Below are 25,980 nucleotides of genomic sequence, written 5' to 3' on the forward strand. Positions count from 1 at the left end.
CGTGCGCGGACACCTTCGCCGGGCCGCCGGGCGTCGAGTCGCTCACGCGGCCGCATCCCCACCGCCCGGACGGTGGGGAGCGTCCGGGCGGTGAGCAGAGGGACGCCGGAGTCAGCAGGCGACCGGCGCGGAGCCGAGCGCCACGTCGTCGAACCACAGCGTGTCCGCGTCGTTGCCGTAGCTCTCCCAGCCGAGCCGCAGGGTCACCGGGCGGGGCGGGGTCGTCCGGCGGAGCCACTGGCTGTCGATGTCGCGGGTGGGCGTCTCGTCGAGATGCAACCCGGCGACCTCCTGGTCGTCCAGCCAGGTGCTCATGCCCGGCCGGGTGGTGTCGATGCGGTAGCGCAGGCAGACCCAGCGGCCGGTGGGCAGCGGCGCGCTGAGGGCGACGCCGGTCGGGCTCTGCTCGGGCAGGGTCGCGTCGTCGGACTGGCGGTTCCACTGGAGGGCGCCGTTCTGGCCGCCGACGCGCAGGTCCCTGCCGCCGTCGTTCTGGTCGGCCATGGTGATCATGGTGATGTGGTTGGCGGGCAGGGCGGTGGTGTGCCGCACCCAGACCCGGGCGTACACGACGGGGCCGACGGCCCCGACGTTCTTGGTGGTGGCGGCGAAGATGTGGTTGCAGTACCCGCCCCCGCCGGAGATCCGCAGGGACTTGCCGCCGCTGTGCGCCTGGGCGGTGTCGATGGTGGCGGTGCCCGTGCCACGGCAGTCGGGGGCGACGACCTGCCAGTCGCCGCTCGGCGCTCCCGGCGCCTGCTCCTCGAAGTTCGCGCACACCACCGCGCCTGAGCAGCCCGCGGGCGGCGTGGGGGTCACGGTCGGCGTCACCGTGGGGGTCACGGTCGGCGTCGGTGTGGGCGTCACGGTCGGGGTCTGCGTCACGGTCGGGGTGGCCGTCGGGGTGGCCGAGCCGTTGCAGGGGACGCCGTTCAGCGCGAAGTCCACCGGGGTGGGGTTGGACGCCGTCCAGGTGCCCTGGAACCCGAAGTCGGCCGAGCCGCCGGCCGGCAGGGCCGCGTTGTGGGCGACGTTGGTCGCGGTGACGGCGGTCCCCGTCTGGCCGATGGTGGCGTTCCACGCGGAGGTGACCCGCTGGTCGCCGCCGAAGGTCCAGCGCAGCGTCCAGCCGTTGAGCGCGGGGCCGAGGTTGGTCACGCGGACCTGGGCGGTGAACCCGCCGCCCCACTGGTTCGGGGTGTAGACCACGCGGCACCCGGTGTCGGCGGCCGCGTGGCCGGGCGGGGCGGGGAGGAGGTCTGTCACCGCCATCACCAGCCCGGCGACCACGGCAAGCAGGGCGAACAGGAGTGACGTTTCCCGTCTGGCTCTCATGCTGTTTCCCCTCACCTCTCGATGGGAGCGCTCCCACAGGCACGGGCCACCGCCGTGCTCGTCGGGCCGATGGTTCTGCGCGCCCCGCGCGAAGTCAACGGCGAGCCCGTCCCCGTGCCGTCCGACCTGGACGGACGCGCCACCAGTGCTGAACGTTTCAGCCGGGGGCAGGGCTCAGAGGCGCTCGCGCAGGTCCCGCTTGAGGATCTTGCCGACCGCGTTGCGCGGCAGGGCTTCGACGAGTACGAGCCGCTCGGGCAGCTTGTAGGAGGCCAGCCCCTTGTCCCGCAGGAAGTCCACCAGCGCGCCGAGGTCGACGTCGTCGCGCGCCACCACCACCGCGCACACCCGCTCGCCGAGCACCTCGTCCGGGTATCCGATGACGGCGACCTCCACCACGGCGGGGTGACCGCCCAGCAGCCCCTCCAGCTCGGCCGCCGAGATGTTGACGCCGCCCCGGATGATCAGGTCCTTCGTGCGGTCGACGTAACGCAGGTACCGCCCGCCGTCGCCGGCGATCTCGAAGACGTCCCCGGTGACGAGGTACCCCTCCTCGTCGAACGGCTCCGCCGTCGCCGTACCGGCGAGGTACCCGGCGAAGACGGTCGGCCCGGACAGGCGCAGCTCGCCCGGCCGCCCCGGCTCGGTGATCTCCTCGCCCGTGCCGGTGTCGACCAGCCGCACGCTGGTGGCGGACATGGTGCCGAGCCAGGTGCCGCCCGGGACGCCGGGCCTCGGGAAGAAGCGGGCGCGCTCCTCCGGGTCGGGAATGGTCACCGGGTCGGACAGCAGCGCGATGCCCTCGTTGGAGCCGAAGAAGTTGATGATGGCGATGCCGTGCCGCTCCTGCCAGCCCCTCACCATCCACGGCGGCAGCGGCGCCGAGCCCGACCCGATGCGCGTCAGCGAGGAGATGTCGTACCGCTCCAGCATCTCCGGCTTCTGCAGCAGCATGGTGAGCAGCGCGGGCGGGGCGAGGGTGTAGGTGACCCGTTCCTCGGAGATCTGGTCCAGGTAGACGAGCAGGTCGAACGGGTGGTGCTGGACCAGCGCGAACCCGGTGCGCAACCACGGCAGGAAGATCCCGCCGATGCCGGCCATGTTCACCATGGGGAACGGGTTCAGCACGACGTCGTCGCCGGTCAGCGAGGGCGCGGCCGTGGTGTTGGCCTCGACGGCGAACCAGTCGTAGTGGCAGCGCGGCACGCCCTTCGGCGTCGCCTCCGTACCCGACGTCCAGCAGATCGTCACGCAGTCGTTCGGGTCGGTCCGCAGGCCCTTGACGTGGGCCGTGAGCGCGGCGGGGTCGGCGGTGGCCGTCTCCAGGTCGCGCGCGAGGTCGCCCCAGGCGAGCACGAGCGGCGGCGCGGGGACCTCCAGCCTGCGGACGATCTCGGCGTTCTCGCGGTCCCCCACGCGCTCGGCGGTGACGAACACCTTGGGCGCGGCCAGGGTGATCACCTGCGTGAGCTCGTACTCGCGGTACTGCACCGGGAGGGGGGTGAGGACGGCGCCGATCCTGGCCGCCGCGAGGAACGTCACAGCCAGCTCGACGCTGTTCGGTAACTGGACGGCGACCACGTCGCCCGCGCCGAGGCCGGTGCCCAGCAGGACCGCGGCGATCCTGTCGGCCTCGGCGCCCAGCTCCGCCCAGGTGAGCCGCCGCGCGGGGCCGTCCATCAGGCTCGGCTTGTTGGGCGGGTCGACGATCGCGACGGCGTCCGGCCGCTCGCTCACCCGCTCGCGGAACAGCCGGTCGACGGTGTCGTCCGTCCACCATCCGTCGGTGGTGTACCGCTCGACACGCTGATGCGGGTGCAGCCCCATCGCGACTCCCATCACAGGCTGGAGCGACACTATGAAGCCGGGCACGGGCGGGTCAATGGCTCCGGCGAGATCTTCGTCGGGCGGACGGCGGGTGCCCGTAACCGGCGCCCGCAGGAGCGTCCGGACGCGAGGCCCGGACGCGAGGCCCCCGCCGGCTCTCAGGCCAGATGGGGGTAGGCGGACAGGTCGAAACGGACCTCCCGGCGCTCCAGCACCTCGTGGCAGTGGCGGCAGAGCAGCACCGGGCTCAGGGGGGAGCCGCAGGGCTTGTGGGTGATGTCCAGGTCGGACCCGGGCGGGCCGGGCAGCTCGCGCTGACCCCAGTGCACGAGGAAGGCGAAGACCTCGAAGTAGGCCAGCCCCCGGTCGGTGAGCCGGTAGTGGCGGCCGGCGTCGGCCTGGAGCACCCCGAGCTCGACGAACCGCTTCAGCCGGTCGGTGAGCACCGAGGGCGCGATGCCGAGCTCGCTCTGGAAGTCGACGAAGCGCCGCACACCGAGGAACGCGCCCGCGAGAACGCTGGTGCTCCAGCGGTCGCCGAGGATCTCCATCGAGAGGGGGCAGTAGCCGACGTAGTCCGTGCGGACGTCGCCGCGCGCGGTGGTGCGGCGGTGCTGCCGGGGCAGGCCGACGCGGGAGAACGTCGCGAGCGGGCCGCGCACGGTGTGGGTGTCGCGGGCCGTCATCGGCTTCCGGCACGCTCCGCAGGCCAGGTACGGACGGGCGTCGTGGCGGCAGCGGTCGTGCATCAGCGTCAGCAGGTCGGGCCGGTCGGCCCAGTCGCGCTCCCAGCTGTGGACGGCGACGAGGAACGACCACAGCTTGAGCCCTGCCTCGGTGAGCCTGTATTCCAGGCGGGTGCGGCCGTCGCGGTAGGCCTTCTGCTCGAAGATGCCGTACCTGACCAGCTCCTTCAGCCGGGACGCGAGCACGGACTCGGAGATGCCGAGCTGGTCGCGCCAGCCCGCGAACGTCCGGACGTGCAGCAGGAAGGCCCGCTGCAGGATCAGCAGCACCCAGCGGTCGCCGAGGATGGCCAGCGCGCGGCCGATGCCGCTGAGCCCGGCCGCCGGCTCCCCCGGGCCGCCGGGCTGGCCCGGGGCCACGCCGAGGAGGGCGCCACCCGGGGATGCGTCGATCGCGTCGACGCCGTTCGTCGCCCGCCCGGCCGCGGGTCGCCCCGTCCCGACGCCGGCCGGTATTTCCTTCTCGTTCACCGCGTCCACTTTAAACACCACCGGCGAACGGTGCGCCACGGTCGCGCGTTGACGTGCTGACTTTCTTTATCGTAGTTTCCTGGAATGAGGGAACTTCCGACGGCGGTCGCGACGGTCATGGACCGGTCCGGCGAGCCCAACCCCTACCTCCTGGGCGTGTACGCGCCCGTGCACGAGGAGGTCACCGCCGAGGACCTGACCGTCATCGGCGAGATCCCCCGCGACCTCAACGGCGTGTACCTGCGCAACGGGCCCAACGCGCGCTACCCGATGCGGGGCCGCTACCACTGGTTCGACGGCGACGGCATGGTGCACGCCATGCACTTCGAGAACGGCCGGGCGCGCTACCGCAACCGGTACGTCCGCACCCGCGCCTTCGAGGCCGAGTCCGCCGAGGGCAGGTCCCTCTGGACGGGTGTCATGGAGGACACCAAGGACAACCCCTTCGGCAACGGCCACGGGCTCAACCTGAAGGACTCCGCCAACACCGACCTGATCTTCCACCGCGGCAAGGTGCTCGCCACCTGGTACCTGTGCGGCTCGCCGTACGCCCTGGACCCGCTGTCGCTGGAGACCATCGGGGCCGAGACCTTCCTCGACACGCTGACCGGCGACTTCATGGCCCACCCCAAGGCGGACGCGCGCACGGGCGAGCTGTTCTGGTTCGACTACGGGCCGCGCCCGCCGTACCTGCGCTACGGCGTCGTGGGCGCGAGCGGCGCGGTGGAGCACCTCGTCGAGCTGGACCTGCCCGGGGCGCGGCTGCCGCACGACCTGGCGATCACAGAGAACCACGCCGTGCTGATGGACCTGCCGCTGTTCCAGGACCTCGACGCGGCCCGCCAGGGGCGGTACAAGCTCACCTTCGACCGGGGGCTGCCCTCGCGCTTCGGGGTGATCCCGCGCCGGGGGCTCGCCGGTGACATCCGCTGGTTCGAGGCCAAGCCCTGCTACATCTACCACGTGGTCAACGCCTGGGAGTCCGGGGACGAGATCACGATGGACGTGTGCCGGGTGGCGCGCCCGGCGCCGAACGGCGCGGGCACCCCGCTGTCGCGCATGCTGTCGTACCTCAAGCTGGACGCGCGCATGTACCGCTACCGGTTCGACCTGCGAACCGGGAGGACGTCCGAGGGCTACCTGGACGAGGAGCAGAACACGGAGTTCCCGTCCATCGACGCCCGCCTGACCGGCTACGCCACGCGATACGCGTACAACGTGTCCGTGAAGGAGGCGGAGACCAACCTCTTCGACGGCCTGATCCGCTACGACAACGTCACCGGCGAGCGGCAGCGGTACCGCTTCGGCGAGCACCGCTACGGCAGCGAGGCGCCGTTCGCGCCCCGCGACGGCGCGACCGGCGAGGACGACGGCTACCTCGTCACCTTCGTCACCGACGAGCGCGAGGGCACCTCCGAGGTGCAGATCCTGTCCGCCGCCGACCTCGCCGCCGGGCCACTGGCCCGCGTCCTGCTCCCCACGCGCGTCCCGCTCGGCTTCCACGCCACCTGGGTCCGCGCGGACCAGCTCCGGTGAAACGACGCGGAAAGGGCTCTCAGGGACGGATCCGGGCACGCACTGGTGAGGAGCGTCGCTTATGGGGTTGACTATGCGTCGGGCATGCACGGGGACGGCGAGGGCATGCCACACGGGGCACGACGCCTCCCCGGGCGTAGGGCAGGTGTGTTGAAGAATGAGGCTCAGCGTCTCCCTCGGGCTGTGGCAGGACCGGCCGGCGGACGAGGCGGTGCGGACCGCGCAGATCGCGGACGAACAGGGCTATTCCGAGGTGTGGGTCGGCGAGATGGCGACGTACGACGCGTTCGCGCTCGCGACGGCCATCGGCATGCGGACGCGTCGCATCGGGCTGACCGTGGGGCCGCTGGCGGTCACCGTCCGCGACCCGATGATGATCGCGATGGGCGCCGCCTCGGTGGCCGGGCTCACCGGCAGGCCGGTGGACGTCGCACTCGGCACCTCCAGCCCGGTGGTGGTCGAGGAGTGGCACGGGCGCTCCCGCGCGGGGGCGGCCACGGCGCTGCGCGAGGCGGTCATGGCGCTGCGGCCCCTGCTCGACGGGGAGAAGTCCGACTTTTCCGGTACGCGGGTCTCCAGTAAGGGGTACCGCCTGCGGCTGCCCGCGCCCCGCTCCAAGCTGAGCGTCGCGGCGTTCGGCCCCGCCGCGGTGGGCGCCGCCGCGCTCGCCGACCGCATGGTGCTGAACCTCCTCACCCCCGCCTCCGCCGCGCGGCTCATCACCGACCTGCGGCTGATCTCCCCGACGACGCGGGTCGCCGCCTGGGTGGTCGCCGCCGTGGACCCGGACGCCTCCGCCGTCGAGCAGATCCGGCGCGGGACGCTCCCCTACCTCGCCGCGCCGGGGTACGGGGAGATGTTCGCGGAGTGCGGCTTCGGCGATCTCGTCGCCTACGCCCGCACCCGGCCGCATCCGCGCGACCTGCTGGCCGAGATCCCGGACGGCCTGCTCGAATCGATCGCGCTCATCGGCGACTCGGTCGAGATCATGGACCGCCTCGACGCCTACGCGGAGGCGGGCGTGGACGAGGTGGCCCTCGTGCCGGTCAGCAGCGACGGCGACCCGTACGGCGAGGCAACGCTCAAGGCCCTCGCCGACCGGCCGTGACGGCCTTTCCCCTGAGGTTCCCACCTCGTGACCTCGGGTGCGGGCGGAACTCCCGCCGGAGGGCCGCTCGTTGAGCTGAGGACGCAGAATGGCGGTGGGGACCTCCCCCGCTCGGCGAAGAGAAAGGCCCGGCCATGTCGCCACTCGGAAAGTACTACATAGGTGCGGCGATCGCCTCCGTGCTCGCCCTGCTGCTCGTGCCGTCCCCGATATCCTGGCTGGTCGTCCTCGCGGTCCTCGGCGGGCCGGTGGTGGCGTACTTCATGCTGGACGAGTCGCAGCGCGCCCGCCTGCGCCGCATCCGCCGCCGTCAGATCGGCGGCTGACCCCGGCTCGGATCGGCCGCTGGTGACGACGGGGGCTCCTGGCCGGTCCGCACGACGCGGCCGGCCGGGTCAGGCGGTGGCGACCGCGGCCGCCTGCTCCTGCACGCGCTGGGCCACCTTGCGCTCGATGAGGAACGACAGGAACGGAACGGTGCCCGCGAGCAGCACCCCGACGGTGTAGGGCCAGGACCAGCGTGCCTTCAGCCCCAGGTTGAGGGCGGACAGCAGGTACACGGCGTACACGAAGCCGTGCACGGGGCTGACGATGGCGGCGGGCGTGGCGTTGTCGAAGCCGTACTTCACTACCATGGCGGCCACGAGGGCCAGCAGCATGCAGCCGACGATATAAGCCATCACCCGGAAGGGCTTGAGCGCGGATTCCACGACGATCATTACCTCGCTAGCTGAACGGTTCCCACACGATATCCCGCCCCACCCCCGGTCCCGGCCCGGGGACGGCCGTGGCGGGTCGTCAGGGCCGGGGGCTCGTCAGGCCTGGGGGGTCGCGTCCAGCACCGGGGCGGCGGGGGATTCGTCCTCGGTCTCGCGGTCCGCGCGCACCGCGTCGCGGACGAAGTGGAACCACATGAAGACGGCGAACGCGGCGAAGATCCACCACTGGGCCGCGTAGGCGAGGTTCCGCCAGGTGAAGCCCCCGGAGACCATCGGCCCCGGCACGTCCACCAGCCGCACCGCCTGCCCCCGCGCGCTCGCACTCGGCGGTGTCCCGCTTCGGACGGCGCCGTTGCCGGCGGCCCCGTTCTGTGCCCGCGCGGTCGCGTCCTGGGCGGTCCCGGTGGGGATCACCTGTTCGGTGGCGACCACGAAGCCGTCCTGGAGGCGGACGCCGCTCCACACGTTGATCAGCTCGGCCGTCGAGACCGTGGCCACCTGGCCCTGTGGCAGGGGCGCGGTGCGGCGCTTGGCGAAGTCGCTCGGCTCGGAGGGCTGGACGCGCCCGGCCACCCGTACCGTCCCCTGGGGGACGGCCACCGCCGGGTCCGTGGCCGAGGCGACCCAGCCGCGCACGATCGGCACCAGACGGCCGTCGGCGAGCCTCAGCGGGGTGAGCAGCCAGTAGCCGGCGTTCCGGTCCGCCCCGCCGCCCGTCTCCACGGTCGGCGCGCGCTCGGCCACCAGCAACTGCCGGGAGGCGTCGAACGTCCCCTCGGCCGTCACCCGCCGGCTCAGCGCCTCCGCCGGGACGCGCCTGTCCGCCTGGACGAGCGTGGACAGCGCCACGGGCGCCGGATCGCCGACCGCGTGGGGACGGCCGGACTCCTCGAAGACGCCGAGCTGCCATCGCCCGAGGAGGGTGAAGGAGATCAACACCCCGATCGTCACCAGGTGGAGTCCCACGAGGCGAGGCGAGAACAGCGTCCGAAGCATAGGCCCACGGTATCCGCCCCACTCCATGGTCCGGTTCCCGGCACGTCCCTGCCGATCCCCCGATCGCATGCCCCGGACCATGAGATCATCATGAGGCCGCCTCACCTCCAGCGGGCGTGCGGAACGGGGGACGACCCAGGCGACGGCGCCTGGGAGGCATGGACGACCTCGGTGTGACTCCCGGCCTGACCCCGCAGGTCGGAGGGCGACGAGGGCCGTACGTCCGGTTGGCTCGGTCCAACCCGGATATGTCGATGACGCCGAGTATCGGACCTACGCCTAACTGGCATAAACGGCGTCAACGGGCGCGCGGGGTGGCTAAAGTCGTGCCCATGTCCGAACCTCAGATTGATCCTGCGGGGAACACCCAGCAGTTCAAGGCCTTCGCCCAGCGCCAGGAGCCGGAGGCGGCCGCGCCGCAGCGGTCCTACCTCGTGCCCGCCATCGCGGCCGTCGCCGCCGTGATCGTCGTCGCCGTGGTCGTCTTCCTGGTCGTCCGCTAACCAGTCCAACACGCTCAAGGATGCCAGCGCCGCCGGAACAGCCCGTCGGCGCTATGTCCCATGCCCGAGAGCACCTGAAGCCGCCCCCGACCGTGGATGCGCACCGCCACGGGAGCGCACACCATACCCCGTGGACGGCCCGCCCCGCAGGTGGGGGGACGGGCCGCCTCGTCGAGTGGTGGGGGGACTGAGTGGTGGGAGACTACGGGCGAGGCGAGACCACCAGGGCGCTGCCGCCGCCGCGGCGGGTGCGTTCGGCCACCGCCTGGATCTTGCCGTGGGGAAGGAACTCAAGGCCGGTGGCCGCGCCGATCTCGCCGACCGGGGGGCCGGGGGCGACCGTCAAGGTGTGGCCCTTGGCCGTCAGCTCGGGGCCGTAGCGGTCGAGGAACGCCTGCTCGACCTGGGTGGCCGCCGTGTTGCGCTGGCTCGCCCGCGGAGCGAAGAGGGCGTCGGGCAGGGACATGCCGAACTCGTACCGGTTGACGAGGATCTGCAGCACCGTCGTGATGATCGTCGCCCCGCCCGGCGAGCCGACCGCGAGCAGCGGCCTGCCGTTCTTGAGGATGATCGTCGGGGCCATGGAGGAGCGGGGACGCTTGCCCGGGGCGGGGAGGTTCGGGTCGCCGGGAGCCGGGCCGAAGGAGAAGTCGGTCAGCTCGTTGTTCAGCAGGAAGCCGCGCCCGGGGACCACGATGCCGCTGCCGCCGGTCTGCTCGATCGTGATGTTGTACGCCGCGACGTTGCCCCAGCGGTCGGCGACGACCAGGTGGGTGGTCTCCGGCCCCTCGGGCTTCTCGTCGGCCTGGTCGGCCTTGGCGGCGTCACCGGGGGTGGCCTGCGGCGTGATCGAGTTCCCCTCGAACTGGCAGCCGGTGTAGGACCCGTCAGGCTGGCCCGCCGACGCCGGGTGCGGCATCGCGAAGTCGCCGATCAGGCAGGCCCGCTCCTTGGCGAAGCCGTCCGACAGCAGCTCCTTCAGCGGCACGTTGACGTAGCCGGGGTCTCCGACGAACACGTTGCGGTCGGCGAAGGCGAGGCGCGAGGCCTCCAGGTATTCGTGGAGGCCGACCTTCGGCAGCGCTTCCAGGATGTTAAGCGCCTCGCCGACGGTGGACCCGCCGGAGGACGGCGGCGCCATGCCGTAGACCTCCATGCCGTTGTAGACGACCTTGCTGGGCTCGCGCTCCAGCGCGCGGTAGGCCCGCAGGTCGGAGGTCTGCATCAGGCCGGGTCGCACGACGCGGGTGGAGCCCGGCCGGACCGGGGGCGCCTTGACGGTGGCCACGAGCTCGTCGCCGAGCCTGCCCTCGTACAGCCACTCGCCGCCGCGACGGCCGAGCTCGCGGTAGGTGGCGGCGAGGTCGGGGTTGCGGAAGGTGGACCCGACGGGCGGCGGCGCGCCGTTCGGGAGGTAGAGCGCGGCGGTGGAGGTGAAGTCGGCGAAGCGGGCGGCGTTCTGGGCGGTCTGGTCGTAGAAGGTCTGGTCGACCGTGAAGCCGTTGGCCGCGACGTCGGCGGCCGGCTTGAGCGCCTCCTTGAGGGAGATCGTGCCGTAGCGGCGCAGGGCGAGCTCCCACTGGGCCACGCTGCCGGGCACGCCGACCGAGAGCCCGCTGGTCACCGCGTCGGCGAACGGGATCGGGGCGCCGTTCTCCTGGAAGGAGGTCTCGGTCATCGCCTGGGGGGCCTTCTCACGGCCGTCGATGGTGGAGACCCTGTGGCGCCGGGCGTCGTAGTAGACGAGGAAGCCGCCCCCGGCCAGGCCCGCCGAGTAGGGCTCGGTCACGCCCAGCGTGGCGGCTCCGGCCACGGCGGCGTCCATGGCGTTGCCGCCCTGCCTGAGGATGGAGAGCGCGGCCTTGCTGGCGTCGAGGTCGACGGTCGAGACCGCGCCGCCGTACCCCTCGGCGACGGGGACCTTCGCCGGGCCGCCGTGCGACAGCGTGCCGGTGGAGATCTGCGAGTCGAGCGTCGCCTGGGCGTTGCCGGGCGGCACGACAAGGGAAAGGGAGGCGGCGACTCCCACGAAAGGCACGGCGAAGCGGCGGAACATCATGGCAGCCCCTCATTCCTCCTAGATCGCACCAGCATTGACTCATAGCTTCACAACCGTGGTCAATCGCGATCAATCGACTCGGTAGTCACCGCAGGCACGGCCGCGCACCCGGCCCGCCGCCACCAGAGGGGCGCGGCGCCGAGGCGCGCCCACCGGCCCCTTCCGGGTAGCCGAACGATCACTTTCGGTGAACGGAGTCTAACGCGGGCCCCCGACAGAACTTCCCGGGCCGTGCTCACGGGCTCACAGGGCTCGCCGTCGCCCAGGCATGGGCGCGCCCTTCCGGCGTACACCGATGACTGTAGGCGGCACTGCCACACGGGGACGATGCACTGGTCAGCGGGCGTGACGTACCGTTCAGGACGTGCGCGCGACACGTCCCCACCCGATCTCCGGCCCCCTGCTGCCCCTGTTCGTGGCCGCGGCGCAGCTCTGGGGCACGGTGTACGCGCAGAGGTTGCAGGTCGACCCGGACGACCGCTACAGCCGCGTCCCCCTCGATTTCCCCGGGTTCGCGCTTCTGTCCGTCGGCCCGATGGCCCTGATCATCCGCCACGCGCGCCCGGTGCTGGCGCTGTGGATGACGATCGCCGCGACCTGCGTCTACGTCAACGCCGGGTACTCCTACGGCCCGATCTTCATCAGCCCCATCGGCGCGGCCGTCAACGCGCTGCTGGCCGGTCACCGCCGGGCCGCCTGGGCCGCCGGGATCACGTTGTTCGGGTTCCTCATGGCGTACTCCACGTGGCTGCTCGACAAGCCGCAGAGCCTGTACCACCACGCCAGCGTGGGCGCGTTCATCATGGTCGTGCTCACCGTCGCCGAGATCTTCCGCGCCCGGGTCGAGCAGCGCGCCGAGCGCGACCGCGTCGGCCGGGAGGAGGCGCGGCGCCAGGCCAGCGAGGAGCGCCTGACCATGGCCCAGGAGCTGCACGACGTGCTGGGCCACAGCATCTCGCTGATCCACGTCCAGGCGTCCACGGCCCTGCACCTCATGGACGACCACCCCGAACAGGCCCGTACGGCGCTCACCACGATCAAGCAGGCGAGCAAGGACGTGCTCACCGAGATGCGCTCATTGCTGGGCGTGCTGCGCGAGGACGCGCCGCGCACGCCGACGGCCGGTCTGGCGCAGCTCGACGAGCTGCTCGGGCGCAGCGGCCCCGTGGTCACCAAGAGGGTCACGGGCACCGTGCGGTCGCTGCCGCCGGGCGTCGACCGCGCCGCCTACCGGATCGTCCAGGAGGCGCTGACGAACGTCACCAAGCACGCGCCCGGCGCGGGAGCGGCCGTGACGCTCATGTACGGCGCGGACGTCCTGACCATCCGGGTGGACGACACCGGCGCGACCGCGCCGAGCGTGCTGGGCGAGGAGGGCGGCGGCAACGGCATCCCGGGGATGCGCGAGCGGGCGGCCGCGCTCGGCGGCTCGCTGTACGCCGGCCCGCTTCATCCGGGTTTCCGGGTGGAGGCCCGCCTTCCGGTCCCGCCCGCCAAGACCCCCGCCCTTTCCGAGGGCGCCACCCCTTCCGAGGACCCCGAGTGATCAAGGTACTGCTGGCCGACGACCAGGCCCTCGTGCGCGCGGGCTTCCGCGCCCTGCTCGACGCCCAGGACGGCATGACCGTCGTGGCCGAGGCCTCCGACGGCGCCGAGGCGGTCCGGCTGGCCGGCGAGCACCATCCGGACGTCGTCCTGATGGACATCCGCATGCCCGGCATGGACGGCCTGACCGCGACGCGGAAGATGCCCGGGACGGTGAAGGTCATCATCCTCACGACGTTCGAGCTGGACGAGTACGTCTTCGAGGCGCTGCGCGGCGGGGCCAGCGGCTTCCTGGTGAAGGACACCGAGCCGGCCGAGCTGATCCAGGCCGTGCGGGTGGTGGCGGCGGGCGAGGCGCTGCTGTCGCCCAGCGTGACCCGGCGCCTGATCGCCGAGTACGCGACCCGGGCAAAGGAGCCGCACGTCAGGGCCGGGCTGGACCAGCTCACCGAGCGCGAGCGCGAGGTGCTCAAGCTGGTCGGGGCCGGGATGACCAACGACGAGATCGCCGCCAAGCTGTTCATGGCGCCCGCCACCGCGAAGACGCACGTGAGCCGGGCCATGATGAAGCTCCGGGCCCGCGACCGCGCGCAGCTCGTCGTCATCGCCTACGAGTCCGGCCTGGTCAGGCCCGGGTGGCTTTGAGCTGATACGCCATGCTTGGGCCGTGAGACTCGACGACATCGCGATCCCCGCCTCCCCGGCCGCCCGCATGGCGCACGAGGTGGCCGCCGCCTACTGCTCGTATCGCGGCCAACCCCCTGGACGCCCCCGGCCCCGCGTGACGACGGCCGCGGCCACGACGCCGGGTTAGCGAACTGTCACTGGCCGTCATCGGTTGATTCCATTACGTTCCGTAAGGAATGTTCTACGGAGGAGGATCCCGGTGCGTCCACACCGCCCAGCCCGTCCGCACGTACGGACCGGCGTCGCCGAAGCCGCCGGGTGACGCCGCCACTCGCGCTCCTCGCCGGCGGGCTCGCGGCGGGGCTGGTGGCCGGGGGCACGTCGTGCGCGGCGGTACAGGGCGGCGTCCTGATCGGCCTCGCCCGTCCCGGCGCGCCCCGCGCCGCCGTCCCGGCGTTCCTCGCCGGGCGGCTGGTGGCGCACACGGCGCTCGGCGCGCTGCTGGGGATGCTCGGCGAGGCGGTGCGCATCCCTCCCCCGGCACGGGCCGCCCTGCTGGTCGCCGCGGGCGCGGGCGTGATCGTCTTCGCGCTCCGGCTGATCCTGAGACGGAGCCCGGCGTGCTCTTCGGGGGCCGCGCCGGCCGAGGACGGCACGCCGGCGTGCGCGGCGCCGCATCCGCGACGCGCACGGGACACCCCAGGGACGGCGACCGGCCGTGCGACGCGGATCACGCCCCTCGGGGAAAGGTGGCGGCGGATCACGGCCCTCACGGCGAGATGGCGGACGATGGGCCCGGTGGCGCTGGGCGCGGGCACCGTCCTCATCCCCTGCGGGGTCACGCTGAGCACCGAGCTCGTGGCGGTGTCCGCGGGCTGGCTCGGCGGCGCGGCGGTGATGGCGGGGTTCGTCGCGGGCACGTCCCCCGCCTTCGCGCTGCTCGGCCTGGTCCTGCGCGGGATCGCCGCGACGAGGCTAGTCACGTTCGCCGCCGTGGCGGCGGTCGCGGCGGGGTCGCTTACTGTCCTCGCGGGCCTGCGCCTCGGCGGCTGGCTTCCCGAGCCGGGCACGCCGGCGATGTCCACCGCGACGGGCGTACGGCCGGCCCCGGACGGGACGCAGGTCGTCACCATCTGGTCGACCGACCACGGCTTCGTGCCCGGGGTCGCGGGCATCGAGGCGGGGCGGCCCGCCGAGATCGTCTTCCGCACCCGCGACAACCAGGGATGCACGCGCACGCTGACGATCCAGGGCCGCGACCTCGCGCTCCCGGTCACGGGCGAGCGCGTCGTACGGCTGGCACCGCAGGGGCCGGGAAGGCTGCGCTATGTCTGCGGAATGGGGATGTACGTCGGATTTATCAACATCAATCAACCACCCCCACCCGGCCCCGCCGCCGCGCCACCCGCCCGCCACCCCCTCTGACACCGGGTCAAACGCGTTCCGCCGGACGGCAAGAAGCCGTCGATTACGTTCCATCTCTTTGGACCACGTGCGACTCTGTCCCCCATGACGTGGTGGCATGGTGACCCGGAGGCGGCCGTCGCGCGGCCGGTCGTGCCGATGCCCCGCGCGCCCGAGTCCCCCCGCCACGGCCACCCGACCGAGGCCGACCTGCTGAGCGCCGCGCGCACCGGCGACTCGGGGGCCGCGCACCGGCTCGGCCGCCTGTACGCCCAGCGCGGCGACCGGTCGGCCGCGCGTCACTGGTGGGAGCGCGCCGCGGCCGCGGGCAACATCGACAGCGCCTTCAACCTCGGCATCTGGCACGAGAAACACGGCAGTCTCGACGAGGCGATCACGTGGTACGAGCTCGCCGCCGGAGCCGGGGACAGCGAGGCCGCGGTCAACCTGGCCACCCTCCTGCTCGAACAGCGCGGGGACGTCCCGCGCGCCCGCCAGTGGCTGCAGAGCGCGGCGGCCGCGGGGTCGCGTCCCGCGGCGCGCCGCCTCGCCCTGCTCTGCGAGGACGTCGGCGACGGCGCGGCGGCCCGCGACTGGCACCACCACGCGGCCTGCGCCGGGGACCTCGCCTCGGCCCACGACCTCGCCTTCATGAGCTACGCCGCGGGCGAGGAGGGGCAGGCGAGCGCCTGGTGGGAGTACGCCGCGCGCGGCGGGCACGCCGACGCCGCCTACTACCTGGGACGCCTGCTGCACGCCGGGCGCGACCCCGAGGGCGCGGAGGCGCTGTACCGCCTGGCCGCCAAAGCCGAGCACCCGGGCGCGGCCTCCCAGCTCGGCAGGCTGGCGCTGGCGCGGCGCGACCTGCGCACGGCGCGGGCGTGGTTCGAGCGCGCCGCCCACTTCGGCAGGGTCGAGGACCAGCGCATGGCCGGGTTCGTCTGCGTCGAGCTGGAGGATCCGCGCGCGGCCAGCCACTGGTTCGGCCGCGCGGCGGCGAGCGGCGACCCCGAGTCGGCCTACAACTTCGGCCTGCTGCTGATCGCCGAGCACAACGACCTGCGCGGCGGCCAGCACTGGTTCCGCCAGGCCGCCGCCTACGGCCACCAGAAGGCCGCGACGGAGCTGAGCACGCTGCAGTCGGTGATCGGCCCCCAGGCCGCGCCGGTGGACGACGGCCGGCGGCCCGCGGAGCACGCCCCGGCCTGGGACCGGCCCGTCGAGCCCGAGCTGGTCGCCCGCGCCGAGCTGGCGGTCGCCGCGGCCGGCAGGCGGGGCGGCACGATGCTGCGCCTGGCCGACCTCGCCGAGATCCTCGGCACCTGGGACCTGCTCACCCGGCGGCTGCGCGAGCCCGCCGACGTGGTCGAGTGGCTGACCGACCAGAGCGGGCTGCACGCGAGCGCGGTCGAGCACCTCGCCTCGGTGCGCATGACACTGCTGCGCCCCGGTACGGCGCCCTGGCCGACGCCCGGCGAGGTGGAACACGTGCTGGCGACGTCCCGGCAGCTGCGCAAGCGCCTCGGCCTGACCTGAGACGGACGCCCGCGCGGCGCGGGCGTCCGGTGTCAGGCGAGCGGATCGCCGGGCGGAAGGTCCCTTACGCGGCCAGGCCGCCGGGCGAGCGGACCGTCAGGGGGAAGAGTTACGCGAGCAGACCCGCGGCGGGCTCGAACGGAAGGCCGTGGGCCTCGGCGACCGGCTCGTAGGTGAGCCGTCCGTCGTGGGTGTTCAGCCCGAGCGCGAGCGCGGCGTCCGCGCGCAGCGCCTCCCGCCAGCCGAGGTCGGCCAGCTTGACGGCGTACGGCAGGGTCGCGTTGGTCAGCGCGTACGTCGAGGTGTTGGCCACCGACCCGGGCATGTTCGCCACGCAGTAGAAGACCGAGTTGTGCACCTTGTACGTCGGCTCGGCGTGCGTGGTGGGATGAGAGTCCTCGAAGCAGCCGCCCTGGTCGATGGCGATGTCGACCAGCACCGAGCCCGGCTTCATGCGCGAGACCAGCTCGTTGGAGACCAGGGTCGGGGCCTTGGCGCCGGGGATCAGCACGGCGCCGATGACCAGGTCGGCCTCCAGGACGGCCTGCTCGATGGCGTAGGCCGTGGAGACGATCGTGCGCAGACGGCCCTGGTAGATGGCGTCGATCTGGCGGAGCCGGTCGACGTTGACGTCCAGGATCGTCACGTCGGCGCCCATGCCGACCGCGACCTGCGCCGCGTTCAGGCCCGAGACGCCGCCGCCGATGACGACGACCTTGGCGGGGGCCACGCCCGGGACGCCGCCCGGCAGCACGCCGCGCCCGCCGTTGAAACGCATCAGGTTGTACGCGCCGACCTGCGGGGCGAGCCGGCCGGCCACCTCCGACATGGGGGCGAGCAGCGGCAGGGAGTTGCCCACCTGCACGGTCTCGTAGGCGATGCCGGTGACCTTGCGCTCCAGCAGCGCGTCGGTGCACCCCCGGGACGCCGCGAGGTGCAGGTAGGTGAACAGCACCTGCCCCTCGCGCATCCGGTGGTACTCCTCGGCGATGGGCTCCTTGACCTTCAGGATGAGGTCGGCCTCGCCCCAGACTTCGTCCGCACCCTCGATGATCTTCGCGCCGGCGAAGAGGTAGTCCTCGTCGGGGATCTGCGAACCGAGGCCCGCGTCGCGCTGGACGTACACGTCATGGCCGTGGCGGACGAGCTCGTGCACCCCCGCCGGGGTGGCGGCGACACGGTACTCGTGGTTCTTGACCTCGGCGGGCACGCCGATCTTCATCGCGGATTCCTTTCAGATGCTCAGGTGGCGGCGGCCGGTACGGACCCCGTACCCGGCACGGCCGTGGGAAGACCCCGAAGCGGGCGTTACAGGCGGGCCCATGCCTCGGTCAGGACGGAACGCAGGATCGACTCGATCTCGTCGAACTGCTGGGGGCCGCTGATGAGCGGCGGCGCGAGCTGCACGACCGGGTCGCCCCGGTCGTCGGCCCGGCAATACAGGCCCGCGTCGAACAGCGCCTTGGACAGGAAGCCCCGCAGCAGCCGCTCGGACTCCGCCTCGTTGAACGTCTGCTTGGTCTCCTTGTCCCTGACCAGCTCGATGCCGTAGAAGTAGCCCGAGCCGCGGACGTCGCCGACGATCGGCAGGTCGCGCAGCTTCTCCAGCGTGGCGCGGAAGACCGGCTCGTTGCGCTCGACGTGGCCGAGGATGTCCTCGCGCTCGAACAGGTCGAGGTTGGCCAGCGCGACCGCCGCCGAGACGGGGTGGCCGCCGAAGGTGTAGCCGTGGGCGAACATGGTGGCGCCCTCCTTGAACGGCTCGAACAGCCGCTCGGAGGCGATCATCGCGCCGATCGGCGAGTAGCCGCTGGTCAGGCCCTTGGCGCAGGTGATGATGTCCGGCACGTAGTCGAACTTCTGGCCGCCGAACATCGTGCCGAGCCGCCCGAAGGCGCAGATGACCTCGTCCGAGACCAGCAGCACATCGTAGGTGTCACAGATCTCGCGCAGGCGCTGGAAGTACCCGGGGGGCGGCGGGATGCAGCCGCCGGCGTTCTGCACCGGCTCGACGAAGACGGCCGCGACGGTGTCGGGGCCCTCCATCTCGATGGCCTTGCCGACCTGGTCGGCGGCCCAGCGGCCGAACTGCTCGGGCGTCATGCCGGGGAAGCCGGTGATCTCGTCGGCCCGGTAGTGGTTGGTGTTGGGCACGCGGACCGAGCCCGGTACCAGGGGCTCGAAGAACTGCTTGAACGCCGGGATGCCGGTGATCGACAGGGCGCCCTGCGGGGTGCCGTGGTAGGCGATGGCGCGGCTGATCACCTTGTGCTTGAGCGGCTTGCCGGTGAGCTTGAAGTACTGCTTGGCGAGCTTCCAGGCGCTCTCGACGGCCTCGCCGCCGCCGGTGGTGAAGAACACGCGGTTCAGATCGCCGGGGGTGTACCGCGCGAGCCGCTCGGCCAGCTCGGCGGCCTTGGGGTGGGCGTACGACCACAGGGGGAAGAACGCCAGCTCCTGGGCCTGCTTGGCGGCGGCCTCGGCGAGCTCGGCGCGCCCGTGACCCATCTGCACGACGAAGAGGCCGGCAAGGCCGTCGAGGTAGCGCTTGCCGTGGATGTCGTAGATGTAGGCACCATCACCCCGGACGATGGTCGGCACCTCGCCGTCGCCGTGGGTGCTGTGCCGGGTGAAGTGCAGCCACAGGTTGTCCTGTGCTGCCTTCAGGACGGCGGCCGTGTCGGTCTCAGGCTGCGTCATGGATATCTTCCTCAGTGATCTCGGCTCCACCCAGTGTGCACGCTCAACACGGATGATTACAACTGGTTGCGTAGCGACACTATGCAAGAACCTCGGAATCCGCGATAGCGGTATGTAACAACGACGAAATCCGTTTGGGGTGTCGATCGTTTCGGTCTGGGGCGGGAGCGCCGTGGACGCCGGGGACGCGGCGCGCCAGGGCGGATCTTCCGGCGTGTCGTCACGACCGGCGCGGGTCGCGTCCCGTCTGTGGTGCAATGTGTCGGATCAGACCAGAGACGAGGCGGTGACAGTCAGTCGTGACTCCCGAGGAAACCGGCGACACCCGGCACACAGGGAACGCAGAGATGCCCCATGACCTGGAAGGCATCGAAAGGTCCATCGCGGCGCAGATGCCGCGTGCGGTCGAGGAGCTCTCGCGGCTCGTGGCCATCCCCTCGGTGGCCTTCCCCGGCCACCCCGAGGAGCCGGTGCTCGCCGCCGCCGCCGCGACCGAGGAGCTGCTGCGCGGCGCGGGGCTGCCGCACGTCCGGCAGATCCCCGTCGAGGGCAGCTTCCCCGCCGTCTTCGCCGAGGCCCCCGCTCCTCCCGGCGCGCCCACCGTGCTGCTGTACGCGCACTACGACGTGCAGCCCGCCGGGGACCCCGCGCTGTGGCGCACGCCCGCGTTCGAGCCCACCCTGATCGACGGGCGGCTGTACGGGCGCGGCGCCGCCGACGACAAGTCGGGCATCATGGCGCACGTCCTGGCGCTGCGGTCCTTCGAGGGCCGGTTCCCCGTGGGCGTCAAGGTCATCATCGAGGGCCAGGAGGAGTACGCCGGAGAGCGCCTGGAGGCGTTCGTCGAGAAGAACCCGGACCTGCTGCGCGCCGACGCCATCATCGTGGCCGACGTCGGCAACCCGTCCGTGGGCGACGCGGCCGTCACCACGTCCCTGCGCGGCCTCGCCGCCTTCACCGTGGAGGTCCGCGCGCTGAAGGAGTCGGTGCACAGCGGCTCGTTCGGCGGCGCCGCCCCGGACGCCCTGGCCGCGCTGATCCGCATGCTCGCGTCCCTGCACGACGAGAAGGGCGACGTCCGCGTGCCCGGCCTGCCGCGCGGCGTGTTCCCCGGCGCCGGTCCCTCCGAGGAGGAGTTCCGCGAGACCGCCCAGGTCGAGGACGGCGTGTCCCTGGTGGGCTCCGGCTCGCTGGCCGACCGCCTGTGGGCGTCCTACTCGATCACCGTGACCGGTCTGGACGTGCCCACCGTCAACGGCGCCATCAACGCCGTCCAGTCGGTGGCCCGGGCCCGCGTCACCGTCCGCGTCCCCCCGGCGGGCGACCCGGGCAGGGCCGCCGCCGACGTGACCGACTTCCTGCGCCAGGCCGCGCCATGGGGCGTCCAGGTGACCGTCACCGACCAGGTGCTCGGCTCGGGCTACCTCGCCGACTCCGGCGGACGGGCGCGCGCCGCGCTCGACCGCGCCATGGAGCGCGCGTTCGGCCGGGCGCCGCGCGACATCGGCGCGGGAGGTTCGATCCCGCTGGTGTCCACGCTGGCCCGGCAGTTCCCCGCCGCCGAGATCCTGCTCTTCGGCGCCGAGGACGAGGCCGCGTCCATCCACGCCCCGAACGAGCGCCTCGACCTGGAGGAGCTGCGCCGGGCGGCCACCGCCGAGGCCCTGTTCCTCGCGGAGTTCGGCAGCCTCTGACCGAATACGAGGCTTGTGCAGCGACCGGAGGAAGCCTCCGTGCCCTCGGGCACGGAGGCTTCCTCCGGTCCGGGGACGGCGCCGTGACCCCTCGCCGAGAACGCAGGCCCGATTGGTCGAGGACGGCCTCAGGGGCGCTCGAAGAGGCGCAGCAGACGGCCCTGCTCCTCCTCGACGACGCCGAGGTCCAGCGTCCCCGGCGGCAGGACCTCGCCCAGCGCCTCGTCGAGCATCGCGCGCCCCCTGCGCTCGGCGTCGTCCTGTGCGCGGCCGACCGCGAGCAGCAGTTGCTCGGCCAGTGTCCGGCTGTCCAGGCGCATGGCCCGCCGGGTGACGACGACGTCGCGCACCAGCCCGTCCGCCGTCGTGGTGACCTTGATCTGGCCCTCCCCCGCCTCGCCCTCGCCGACGATCGATTCGAGCTCGTCGCGCGCCTCCTCGACCCACGCCATGATCTTCGCGGCGCGCTCGGCGTCCCGTTCGAGATCGCCCTCACGCCAGTTGGCGGGGTCGGCGTCCAGGTTGTACACCGGCTGCTCCTTGCCACGTGCCTCAGGGGCGTCGCCCACGTGCCTCGTCCACGCCGTCCGCCGTACCTCAGGTCGACGTCATTCGATTTCGCGGGCGACCTGGTCGATCCTCTGCCGCACGAACCGCTCGTCGAGCGCCGCGGGGAACCGCTCGGCCAGTTCCCGGGCGCGCTCGGCGATCTCCCGGGCCTTCAGGACGGCGGTGTCCTGAGCCTGCCGGATCGCCTTCAGCGCCTCCGCCCCCAGCTCGTCCGGGCTCAGCCGCATGACGCGCGGGTCGAACTCGACCCGCGTGAGCCGCCCGGCGCCGTCGGAGGCCACCGACATCAGGCCACCGGCGGCGGTGCCCTCCGCGGTGACCCGGCCGATGGCGTTCTGGGCGTCCAGCAGGCCGCGCATCACTTCCTCGGTCTCGCGGACGATCAGCTCCAGGCGCTCCAGGTCGTCCGCCCACGGGTTCGGTGACGACAACACGTGATCCCTCCCGGACGGCGGCGTACCGCCAGGACGTTACCCGGGCGGCCGGTTCACCGGCCGGTGAACCGGATTTCCCGCCATGACAGCCGAAAGATCATACAAAACACAGGAAGTTACGCGATCGCTCACGATCATGGCTAGCCTGCGTTCATGGAACAGGGTTTCGACATGATCCACGGGGCTCTGGAGACGTCGGGCTCCCACCTGCGGGTCCACGGGGCAGAGTACGCGTCGGCCGTCCAGGGCCTGCTCGCGAACCGCGAGGCGTCGTGGGGCGACGACGGCCTGATGGGCCCGCTCGTCGCCGCGTACAGCCAGTGCAAGGACACCGCGCTCGCCGCGTTCACCCACATGGGAACCGTGATCTCCACCACGGGGGACGCGATGTCGGCCGCGACCGGCCGGGTGTCGTACGTGGAGGACGAGCTGGCCGGCGGGCTGGTCCGGCTGGACGGGGAGCCGGACGTCACATGGACGTGACGCTGCCCCCATGGGCGGCCGGCATGCTGAACATGGCCGGAGTGCCCTGGCCCAACATCAGAGAGAGCGGCCTCCGCGCGGAGGCGCAGGCCTGGCGCGACCTCACGACCCGGTCCGCCACGGCGTCCGAGGGCGCCGACGGCACGGTCCGGCGCGCGTCGGCCGACTACAGAGGGGCGTCCGCCACCGCCCTGGCGGGCCACTGGCAGAAGACCGGCGAGACCGGGCACCTGGGCCTGGCCACCCGCGCGACGCGCTACGCGCCGGTGCTGCTCGACGGCGCGGCGACCGTCGTCACCGGCACCAAGATCGCGCTGATCTCCCAGGCCGCGGTGTCCACCGTGAAGCTCGCCACCAGCATGCTCGCCGGCGGCCCGCTCGCCCTCGGGACGGCCACCGCGACGGTGCTCACCACCCGGTACGCGATGGGCAGGATCCTGCGGGAGGCCGGCGAGGGCGGCGCCCGCGTGCTGGCCCCCGGGCTCACCCGCCGCGTCACCGAGCCGCTGGCGCGGATCCTGCGCAACGCGCGCGGCCCGATGGGAGGCACGCTCGCGCCGGCCGGGGCCGGTGTGCGCGGGGGGTTCCGTCCGCCGAGGCAGGGCGCGGGCGACCCCCTGGACGACCTCATGATGAAGATGGGCCGGGGCAAGAAGGGAGGAGGAGGCGGCGGCACCTCGGCACACGCCCGCAAGCGGCAGGGCCAGCGAGGCATCAGCGACGACATGGTGCAGCAGGCCATCGCCACCGGGAAGCAGAAACCGGGCAGGACGCCCGACACGGTCGTCCACGAGGGACGCAACGTCGGCGTCGTCGTCAACAAGAAGACCGGCAAGATCATAACGACCTACCGGCGCTAGAGATCAGGAGTCGCACACGTGCGGATCGAATACGACCGGGAGAACGACGTCGCGTACGTGTACCTGGCCGGCCACATCGGCCCCGGCGAGGCCGCGTCCCAGGTGCCGGTGGAGGGGGAGGGCCTGCGGGGCGACGTCATCCTCGACCTGGACGCGGACGGGTTCCTGCTCGGCGTCGAGGTCATCGGGGCCTCGCGGGTGCTGCGGCCGGGGCTGCTCGCGCAGGCGCGGGACATCTCCGGCGACGACGATTCCGCCTGAGCGCGTCGCCGGCCCAGGAGAGGCATCCTCGAAGCTGAAAACCGGCCTTCACGGCTGTCAACCCGGCAGGTGAAGCAGAGGGAGACCGATCGCGCCCCCCACAGGCACCGCAAGGCCATCCAGCCGGCGTGACGCCGTTCTTTGTGAACGCGATGAAACGTTCACCGCCAGAGGCGCCCGGGATCACCGATGACGGATTCTCAGGACGCGAGGAAGGGCCGGGGGCCGAGGCGCGGCTCCCGGCCCTGCGGCCCCGCTGTGGTCACTGCGTCTGCTCGGCGGCCTCCTCGGGCGTGAGGCGGCCCCGGGTGCCGGCCTGCGCGCGCAGGCGGGCGGCGACCGGGTCCGCCGGGCGGCGCCAGTGCCAGTCCGAGACGGCCTGGTAGGCGCCGACGACCGACAGCAGCCGGTCCTCCGCGTACGGCTGCCCGCCGAGGATCGTGCCGATGGGCCGCCCGGCCGCCGTGAACCCGATCGGGAAGCCGATCTCCGGCAGGCCGATGGCGTCGAACGGCGTCGGCGAGGTCTGCACCACCACGTCGCAGCGCTCGAACACCTGGTCCAGCACCCGCTCCAGCAGCAGCAGCTTGGCCCGCTGCCCGGTGATGTACTCGTTGCCTCCCAGCAGCGCGCCCTGCAGCCAGCTCGTCAGCGAGACGCCGAACCCGCGCAGGTCGGAGCGCAGGTACGGCATGAACGGCTCGCTGCGCTCCGGCAGGCGGACGTTGTTGAAGTCGTTGCCGGTCAGCAGGGCCCAGTCGTCGGGGAAGGGCACCTCGACGAGCGTGACCCCGCGGATCGCCGCCATGGCGCTCAGGAAGCTCCGGCGCGCCGCGGCGGTCTCGGACGTCCCGTCGGCGTAGCCGGGGAGCACGCCGATGCGGGTGTTCCAGCGCATCCTGAGCCGGTTGCCGCTGTACACCGGGGTGGCCGCGTCGATCAGGTTCGGCACCTTCGGCAGGCCCTGGGTGCGCGGGTCGTTCGGATCCTCGCCCGCCATCGCCGTCATCATGATCGCGGCGTCCCTGGCGTCCCGGGCGAGCGGGCCGGGATGGTCGCGCGAATAGCTGAGCGGGATGATGCCGTAGAGGGAGACCCGGCCCATCGTCGGCTTGAGGCCGGTGAGGTTCTGCGCGTTCGACGGCGCGGTGATGGAGCCGCCCGTCTGCGTGCCTGTGCCCGAGGTCGCCAGCCGGCCGGCCACCGAGGTCGCGGTCCCGGTGGACGAGCCGCCGGGGTCGACGCTCGGGTCGCCCGGCGTCCACGCGTTCACCGTCGTGATCTCCCCGGCCGGGGTGGTCGCCCGCGTGGTGGCCAGCGGGCCCATCTGGGTCTTGCCGAGCACGATCGCGCCCGCGCCCTTGAGCGCCGCCACGGCGGTGGCGTCGAACGGCGCGACGAAGTCCTTGAACAGGAACGAGCTCGCCGTGGTGAGCACGCCCTTGGTGTAGTAGTTGTCCTTGATCGCCAGGGGGATGCCGTGCAGCGGGCCCCGCGGCCTCTGGCGTCCGAGCCCCTTCGCCGCCTCACGGGCCGCGTCGGCGAGCACGGTGTTGAAGGCCAGGTACGTGGCCTCGAAGGCGTCGATCCGCGCAAGGTACGCCTCGACCAGCTCCAACGGGCTGATCTTGCGGTTGCGGATCATCCACGCGGCCTCGGCCAGGGTCAGCTCGGTGGGGTCGGCCATGGCCTCCGGGCGTGGCTTCGCGTAGGCGTTGGCCACGTCGAGCGCGGGGCCGCCGCGGCCGGGGTCATGGGCCCACGCCGGGACGGCGGGCAGGGTGGCGACCACGCCGGCGACCGTGCCGAGGGCGGCGGTCCTGGCCAGGAACGCGCGCCTGTCCACCCTGCGGTCGACCGGCGGGTCGCCGACCTCCTCGACGGCCGTGGCCCGCGCGGTCCGCATGATATCCGCGGTAGCCGTGGTGGCCATGGTGGAGTCGGTGGGTGTGGTGGGCGTCGTCTGCGCGGTCGTGCGCGCCGTCTCGCTCATCGCCGCCACTCCACGCTGATGGACGGGTAGAGCATCGGCGCGCGCTGCTGGGACAGCGCGGCGGCGGTCGCGGGGTCGGGGGTGGTTCCGGCCGGAGCCGGCGGTTGGTAGGCGGCGAGGTTCGCGACCGTGCCGCGCATGAAGGAGCGGAGCGAGGCGAGAACCGAGTCCCGGCCGGGCGAGCCGGTCACGGGGTCGGGCGTGGTGCCGGGCGGGAGTTGGGAGAGGTCGATGCCCAGCGAGGCGAGCCGGGCCGTGATCATGGTGTTGAGTTCGGCGTCTGTGGGTGCTACCGGTGTCACGTGGTACTCCAGGGGAAGGAAGCACCCCTACATTCAGATCACGGCGTATCGCCCATATGTCCTAGAGATCACTTGTTTGTGAACATGATTCCGGATTGCCGATACACGCGTGATATGAGGCTAAACGACTGTTCAACGGGACCGCCCCCGGAGTGTCCCCGCCCGTGGCGGCGGCTGGCACCGAGCCGTGCCGGGCCACGGCGTCGACCGCAGCCGTAGGACGTCGAGCATTCATGACCATCTATGGGTCGACACGGCATTTGGCAGTGGA

Annotated in this window: 25 protein-coding genes; 13 read left to right on the forward strand and 12 right to left on the reverse strand. The window is 72.5% G+C overall.

Annotated features, from left to right (window positions below):
* Positions 1 to 111: 111 nt before the first annotated feature.
* The 3 genes from DQ384_RS13755 to DQ384_RS13765 form a co-directional block, all read right to left on the reverse strand.
* Entirely contained in the window at positions 112 to 1,335 is a 1,224-nt protein-coding gene (locus DQ384_RS13755) for a cellulose-binding domain-containing protein (RefSeq protein ID WP_114029140.1), read from the reverse strand.
* Positions 1,336 to 1,509: 174 nt separating this feature from the next.
* Positions 1,510 to 3,162, reverse strand: coding sequence for a class I adenylate-forming enzyme family protein (locus DQ384_RS13760; RefSeq protein WP_220182924.1), 1,653 nt, complete (start codon positions 3,160 to 3,162; stop codon positions 1,510 to 1,512).
* Positions 3,163 to 3,320: 158 nt separating this feature from the next.
* Positions 3,321 to 4,379: a winged helix-turn-helix transcriptional regulator gene (locus DQ384_RS13765; protein ID WP_181871196.1), complete on the reverse strand. Its 1,059-nt coding sequence runs from the start codon at positions 4,377 to 4,379 to the stop codon at positions 3,321 to 3,323.
* Between the two features lie 84 nt (positions 4,380 to 4,463).
* Between DQ384_RS13765 and DQ384_RS13770 the strand changes: the two genes are divergently transcribed.
* The 3 genes from DQ384_RS13770 to DQ384_RS13780 all read left to right on the forward strand — a co-directional run bounded on the left by DQ384_RS13770 (position 4,464) and on the right by DQ384_RS13780 (position 7,349).
* A complete protein-coding gene (locus DQ384_RS13770) occupies positions 4,464 to 5,915 on the forward strand; it encodes a carotenoid oxygenase family protein (protein ID WP_114029142.1) in 1,452 nt (483 codons plus the stop codon).
* Positions 5,916 to 6,072: 157 nt separating this feature from the next.
* Positions 6,073 to 7,023 (forward strand): LLM class F420-dependent oxidoreductase, encoded by a 951-nt coding sequence (locus tag DQ384_RS13775; RefSeq protein WP_114029143.1) that lies wholly within the window; start codon positions 6,073 to 6,075, stop codon positions 7,021 to 7,023.
* Between the two features lie 134 nt (positions 7,024 to 7,157).
* The gene (locus DQ384_RS13780) at positions 7,158 to 7,349 is read left to right on the forward strand and encodes a hypothetical protein (RefSeq protein ID WP_114029144.1); all 192 of its coding nucleotides are present in this window, start codon (positions 7,158 to 7,160) and stop codon (positions 7,347 to 7,349) included.
* Between the two features lie 69 nt (positions 7,350 to 7,418).
* On the opposite strand, the gene DQ384_RS13785 is transcribed toward DQ384_RS13780, so the two are convergent.
* Both DQ384_RS13785 and DQ384_RS13790 read right to left on the reverse strand, forming a co-directional pair.
* A complete protein-coding gene (locus DQ384_RS13785) occupies positions 7,419 to 7,742 on the reverse strand; it encodes a DUF3817 domain-containing protein (RefSeq protein WP_114029145.1) in 324 nt (107 codons plus the stop codon).
* A 96-nt stretch (positions 7,743 to 7,838) separates the two neighbouring features.
* Positions 7,839 to 8,738 (reverse strand): SURF1 family protein, encoded by a 900-nt coding sequence (locus DQ384_RS13790; RefSeq protein WP_114029146.1) that lies wholly within the window; start codon positions 8,736 to 8,738, stop codon positions 7,839 to 7,841.
* A gap of 332 nt (positions 8,739 to 9,070) precedes the next feature.
* Here DQ384_RS13790 and DQ384_RS41230 point away from each other — a divergent pair, with 332 nt between their 5' ends.
* Positions 9,071 to 9,241, forward strand: a complete 171-nt coding sequence (locus tag DQ384_RS41230) for a hypothetical protein (RefSeq protein WP_181871197.1) — start codon at positions 9,071 to 9,073, stop codon at positions 9,239 to 9,241.
* Positions 9,242 to 9,443: 202 nt separating this feature from the next.
* On the opposite strand, the gene ggt is transcribed toward DQ384_RS41230, so the two are convergent.
* Complete coding sequence (ggt, locus tag DQ384_RS13795) at positions 9,444 to 11,300, reverse strand: gamma-glutamyltransferase (protein ID WP_114029147.1); 1,857 nt, start codon at positions 11,298 to 11,300, stop codon at positions 9,444 to 9,446.
* A 364-nt stretch (positions 11,301 to 11,664) separates the two neighbouring features.
* Here ggt and DQ384_RS13800 point away from each other — a divergent pair, with 364 nt between their 5' ends.
* From DQ384_RS13800 to DQ384_RS13815, 5 genes are all read left to right on the forward strand, one after another.
* Complete coding sequence (locus tag DQ384_RS13800; RefSeq protein WP_114029148.1) at positions 11,665 to 12,846, forward strand: sensor histidine kinase; 1,182 nt, start codon at positions 11,665 to 11,667, stop codon at positions 12,844 to 12,846.
* The gene (locus tag DQ384_RS13805; protein WP_114029149.1) at positions 12,843 to 13,490 is read left to right on the forward strand and encodes a response regulator; all 648 of its coding nucleotides are present in this window, start codon (positions 12,843 to 12,845) and stop codon (positions 13,488 to 13,490) included. The genes DQ384_RS13800 and DQ384_RS13805 overlap by 4 nt, the downstream gene beginning before the upstream one ends.
* A 22-nt stretch (positions 13,491 to 13,512) precedes the next feature.
* Positions 13,513 to 13,659 carry a hypothetical protein gene (locus tag DQ384_RS41235; RefSeq protein WP_181871198.1) on the forward strand — a complete coding sequence of 49 codons (147 nt, stop codon included), beginning with the start codon at positions 13,513 to 13,515 and terminating at the stop codon, positions 13,657 to 13,659.
* Between the two features lie 131 nt (positions 13,660 to 13,790).
* Positions 13,791 to 14,897 carry a sulfite exporter TauE/SafE family protein gene (locus DQ384_RS13810; RefSeq protein WP_114029150.1) on the forward strand — a complete coding sequence of 369 codons (1,107 nt, stop codon included), beginning with the start codon at positions 13,791 to 13,793 and terminating at the stop codon, positions 14,895 to 14,897.
* Between the two features lie 84 nt (positions 14,898 to 14,981).
* Positions 14,982 to 16,412, forward strand: a complete 1,431-nt coding sequence (locus DQ384_RS13815; RefSeq protein WP_114029151.1) for an SEL1-like repeat protein — start codon at positions 14,982 to 14,984, stop codon at positions 16,410 to 16,412.
* Positions 16,413 to 16,521: 109 nt separating this feature from the next.
* Here DQ384_RS13815 and ald read toward each other — a convergent pair whose 3' ends face one another.
* Both ald and DQ384_RS13825 read right to left on the reverse strand, forming a co-directional pair.
* On the reverse strand, positions 16,522 to 17,634 hold the full coding sequence (gene ald, locus DQ384_RS13820; protein ID WP_114029152.1) for an alanine dehydrogenase: 1,113 nt from the start codon (positions 17,632 to 17,634) through the stop codon (positions 16,522 to 16,524).
* Positions 17,635 to 17,720: 86 nt separating this feature from the next.
* Positions 17,721 to 19,112 (reverse strand): aspartate aminotransferase family protein, encoded by a 1,392-nt coding sequence (locus tag DQ384_RS13825; protein WP_114029153.1) that lies wholly within the window; start codon positions 19,110 to 19,112, stop codon positions 17,721 to 17,723.
* A gap of 347 nt (positions 19,113 to 19,459) precedes the next feature.
* On the opposite strand from DQ384_RS13825, the gene DQ384_RS13830 reads away from it, so the two are divergent.
* Positions 19,460 to 20,806: a M20/M25/M40 family metallo-hydrolase gene (locus tag DQ384_RS13830; protein ID WP_114029154.1), complete on the forward strand. Its 1,347-nt coding sequence runs from the start codon at positions 19,460 to 19,462 to the stop codon at positions 20,804 to 20,806.
* A gap of 128 nt (positions 20,807 to 20,934) precedes the next feature.
* Here the strand turns inward: DQ384_RS13830 and DQ384_RS13835 are convergent, their stop codons facing one another.
* Both DQ384_RS13835 and DQ384_RS13840 read right to left on the reverse strand, forming a co-directional pair.
* Positions 20,935 to 21,375, reverse strand: coding sequence for a YbaB/EbfC family nucleoid-associated protein (locus DQ384_RS13835; protein ID WP_114029155.1), 441 nt, complete (start codon positions 21,373 to 21,375; stop codon positions 20,935 to 20,937).
* Positions 21,376 to 21,414: 39 nt separating this feature from the next.
* Positions 21,415 to 21,807: a YbaB/EbfC family nucleoid-associated protein gene (locus tag DQ384_RS13840; RefSeq protein ID WP_114029156.1), complete on the reverse strand. Its 393-nt coding sequence runs from the start codon at positions 21,805 to 21,807 to the stop codon at positions 21,415 to 21,417.
* Between the two features lie 156 nt (positions 21,808 to 21,963).
* Between DQ384_RS13840 and DQ384_RS13845 the strand changes: the two genes are divergently transcribed.
* From DQ384_RS13845 to DQ384_RS13855, 3 genes are read left to right on the forward strand one after another with little or no spacing between them, the layout of a single operon-like run.
* Positions 21,964 to 22,293, forward strand: a complete 330-nt coding sequence (locus DQ384_RS13845; protein ID WP_114029157.1) for a hypothetical protein — start codon at positions 21,964 to 21,966, stop codon at positions 22,291 to 22,293.
* Positions 22,284 to 23,153 (forward strand): DUF4258 domain-containing protein, encoded by an 870-nt coding sequence (locus DQ384_RS13850; protein WP_114029158.1) that lies wholly within the window; start codon positions 22,284 to 22,286, stop codon positions 23,151 to 23,153. The genes DQ384_RS13845 and DQ384_RS13850 overlap by 10 nt, the downstream gene beginning before the upstream one ends.
* An 18-nt stretch (positions 23,154 to 23,171) precedes the next feature.
* Positions 23,172 to 23,414 (forward strand): DUF2283 domain-containing protein, encoded by a 243-nt coding sequence (locus DQ384_RS13855; protein ID WP_114029159.1) that lies wholly within the window; start codon positions 23,172 to 23,174, stop codon positions 23,412 to 23,414.
* Positions 23,415 to 23,676: 262 nt separating this feature from the next.
* Here DQ384_RS13855 and DQ384_RS13860 read toward each other — a convergent pair whose 3' ends face one another.
* A complete protein-coding gene (locus tag DQ384_RS13860; protein WP_220182925.1) occupies positions 23,677 to 25,407 on the reverse strand; it encodes an amidase in 1,731 nt (576 codons plus the stop codon).
* Positions 25,404 to 25,709 carry a hypothetical protein gene (locus tag DQ384_RS13865; RefSeq protein ID WP_220182926.1) on the reverse strand — a complete coding sequence of 102 codons (306 nt, stop codon included), beginning with the start codon at positions 25,707 to 25,709 and terminating at the stop codon, positions 25,404 to 25,406. Before DQ384_RS13865 ends, DQ384_RS13860 begins: the two co-directional genes overlap by 4 nt.
* Positions 25,710 to 25,980 lie beyond the last annotated feature (271 nt).

Origin of the sequence: Sphaerisporangium album, assembly GCF_003323745.1 — a bacterium.
GTDB lineage: Bacteria > Actinomycetota > Actinomycetes > Streptosporangiales > Streptosporangiaceae > Sphaerisporangium > Sphaerisporangium album.

Bases quoted from the DNA above. Each gene is read 5' to 3' on its own strand.
- DQ384_RS13755 (WP_114029140.1), bottom strand. From the start codon at position 1,335: ATGAGAGCCAGACGGGAAACGTCACTCCTGTTCGCCCTGCTTGCCGTG.
- DQ384_RS13760 (WP_220182924.1), bottom strand. From the start codon at position 3,162: ATGGGGCTGCACCCGCATCAGCGTGTCGAGCGGTACACCACCGACGGA.
- DQ384_RS13770 (WP_114029142.1), top strand. From the start codon at position 4,464: ATGAGGGAACTTCCGACGGCGGTCGCGACGGTCATGGACCGGTCCGGC.
- DQ384_RS13775 (WP_114029143.1), top strand. From the start codon at position 6,073: ATGAGGCTCAGCGTCTCCCTCGGGCTGTGGCAGGACCGGCCGGCGGAC.
- DQ384_RS13780 (WP_114029144.1), top strand. From the start codon at position 7,158: ATGTCGCCACTCGGAAAGTACTACATAGGTGCGGCGATCGCCTCCGTG.
- DQ384_RS13785 (WP_114029145.1), bottom strand. From the start codon at position 7,742: ATGATCGTCGTGGAATCCGCGCTCAAGCCCTTCCGGGTGATGGCTTAT.
- DQ384_RS13790 (WP_114029146.1), bottom strand. From the start codon at position 8,738: ATGCTTCGGACGCTGTTCTCGCCTCGCCTCGTGGGACTCCACCTGGTG.
- DQ384_RS41230 (WP_181871197.1), top strand. From the start codon at position 9,071: ATGTCCGAACCTCAGATTGATCCTGCGGGGAACACCCAGCAGTTCAAG.
- ggt (WP_114029147.1), bottom strand. From the start codon at position 11,300: ATGATGTTCCGCCGCTTCGCCGTGCCTTTCGTGGGAGTCGCCGCCTCC.
- DQ384_RS13815 (WP_114029151.1), top strand. From the start codon at position 14,982: ATGACGTGGTGGCATGGTGACCCGGAGGCGGCCGTCGCGCGGCCGGTC.
- ald (WP_114029152.1), bottom strand. From the start codon at position 17,634: ATGAAGATCGGCGTGCCCGCCGAGGTCAAGAACCACGAGTACCGTGTC.
- DQ384_RS13825 (WP_114029153.1), bottom strand. From the start codon at position 19,112: ATGACGCAGCCTGAGACCGACACGGCCGCCGTCCTGAAGGCAGCACAG.
- DQ384_RS13830 (WP_114029154.1), top strand. From the start codon at position 19,460: ATGCCCCATGACCTGGAAGGCATCGAAAGGTCCATCGCGGCGCAGATG.
- DQ384_RS13845 (WP_114029157.1), top strand. From the start codon at position 21,964: ATGGAACAGGGTTTCGACATGATCCACGGGGCTCTGGAGACGTCGGGC.
- DQ384_RS13850 (WP_114029158.1), top strand. From the start codon at position 22,284: ATGGACGTGACGCTGCCCCCATGGGCGGCCGGCATGCTGAACATGGCC.
- DQ384_RS13860 (WP_220182925.1), bottom strand. From the start codon at position 25,407: ATGAGCGAGACGGCGCGCACGACCGCGCAGACGACGCCCACCACACCC.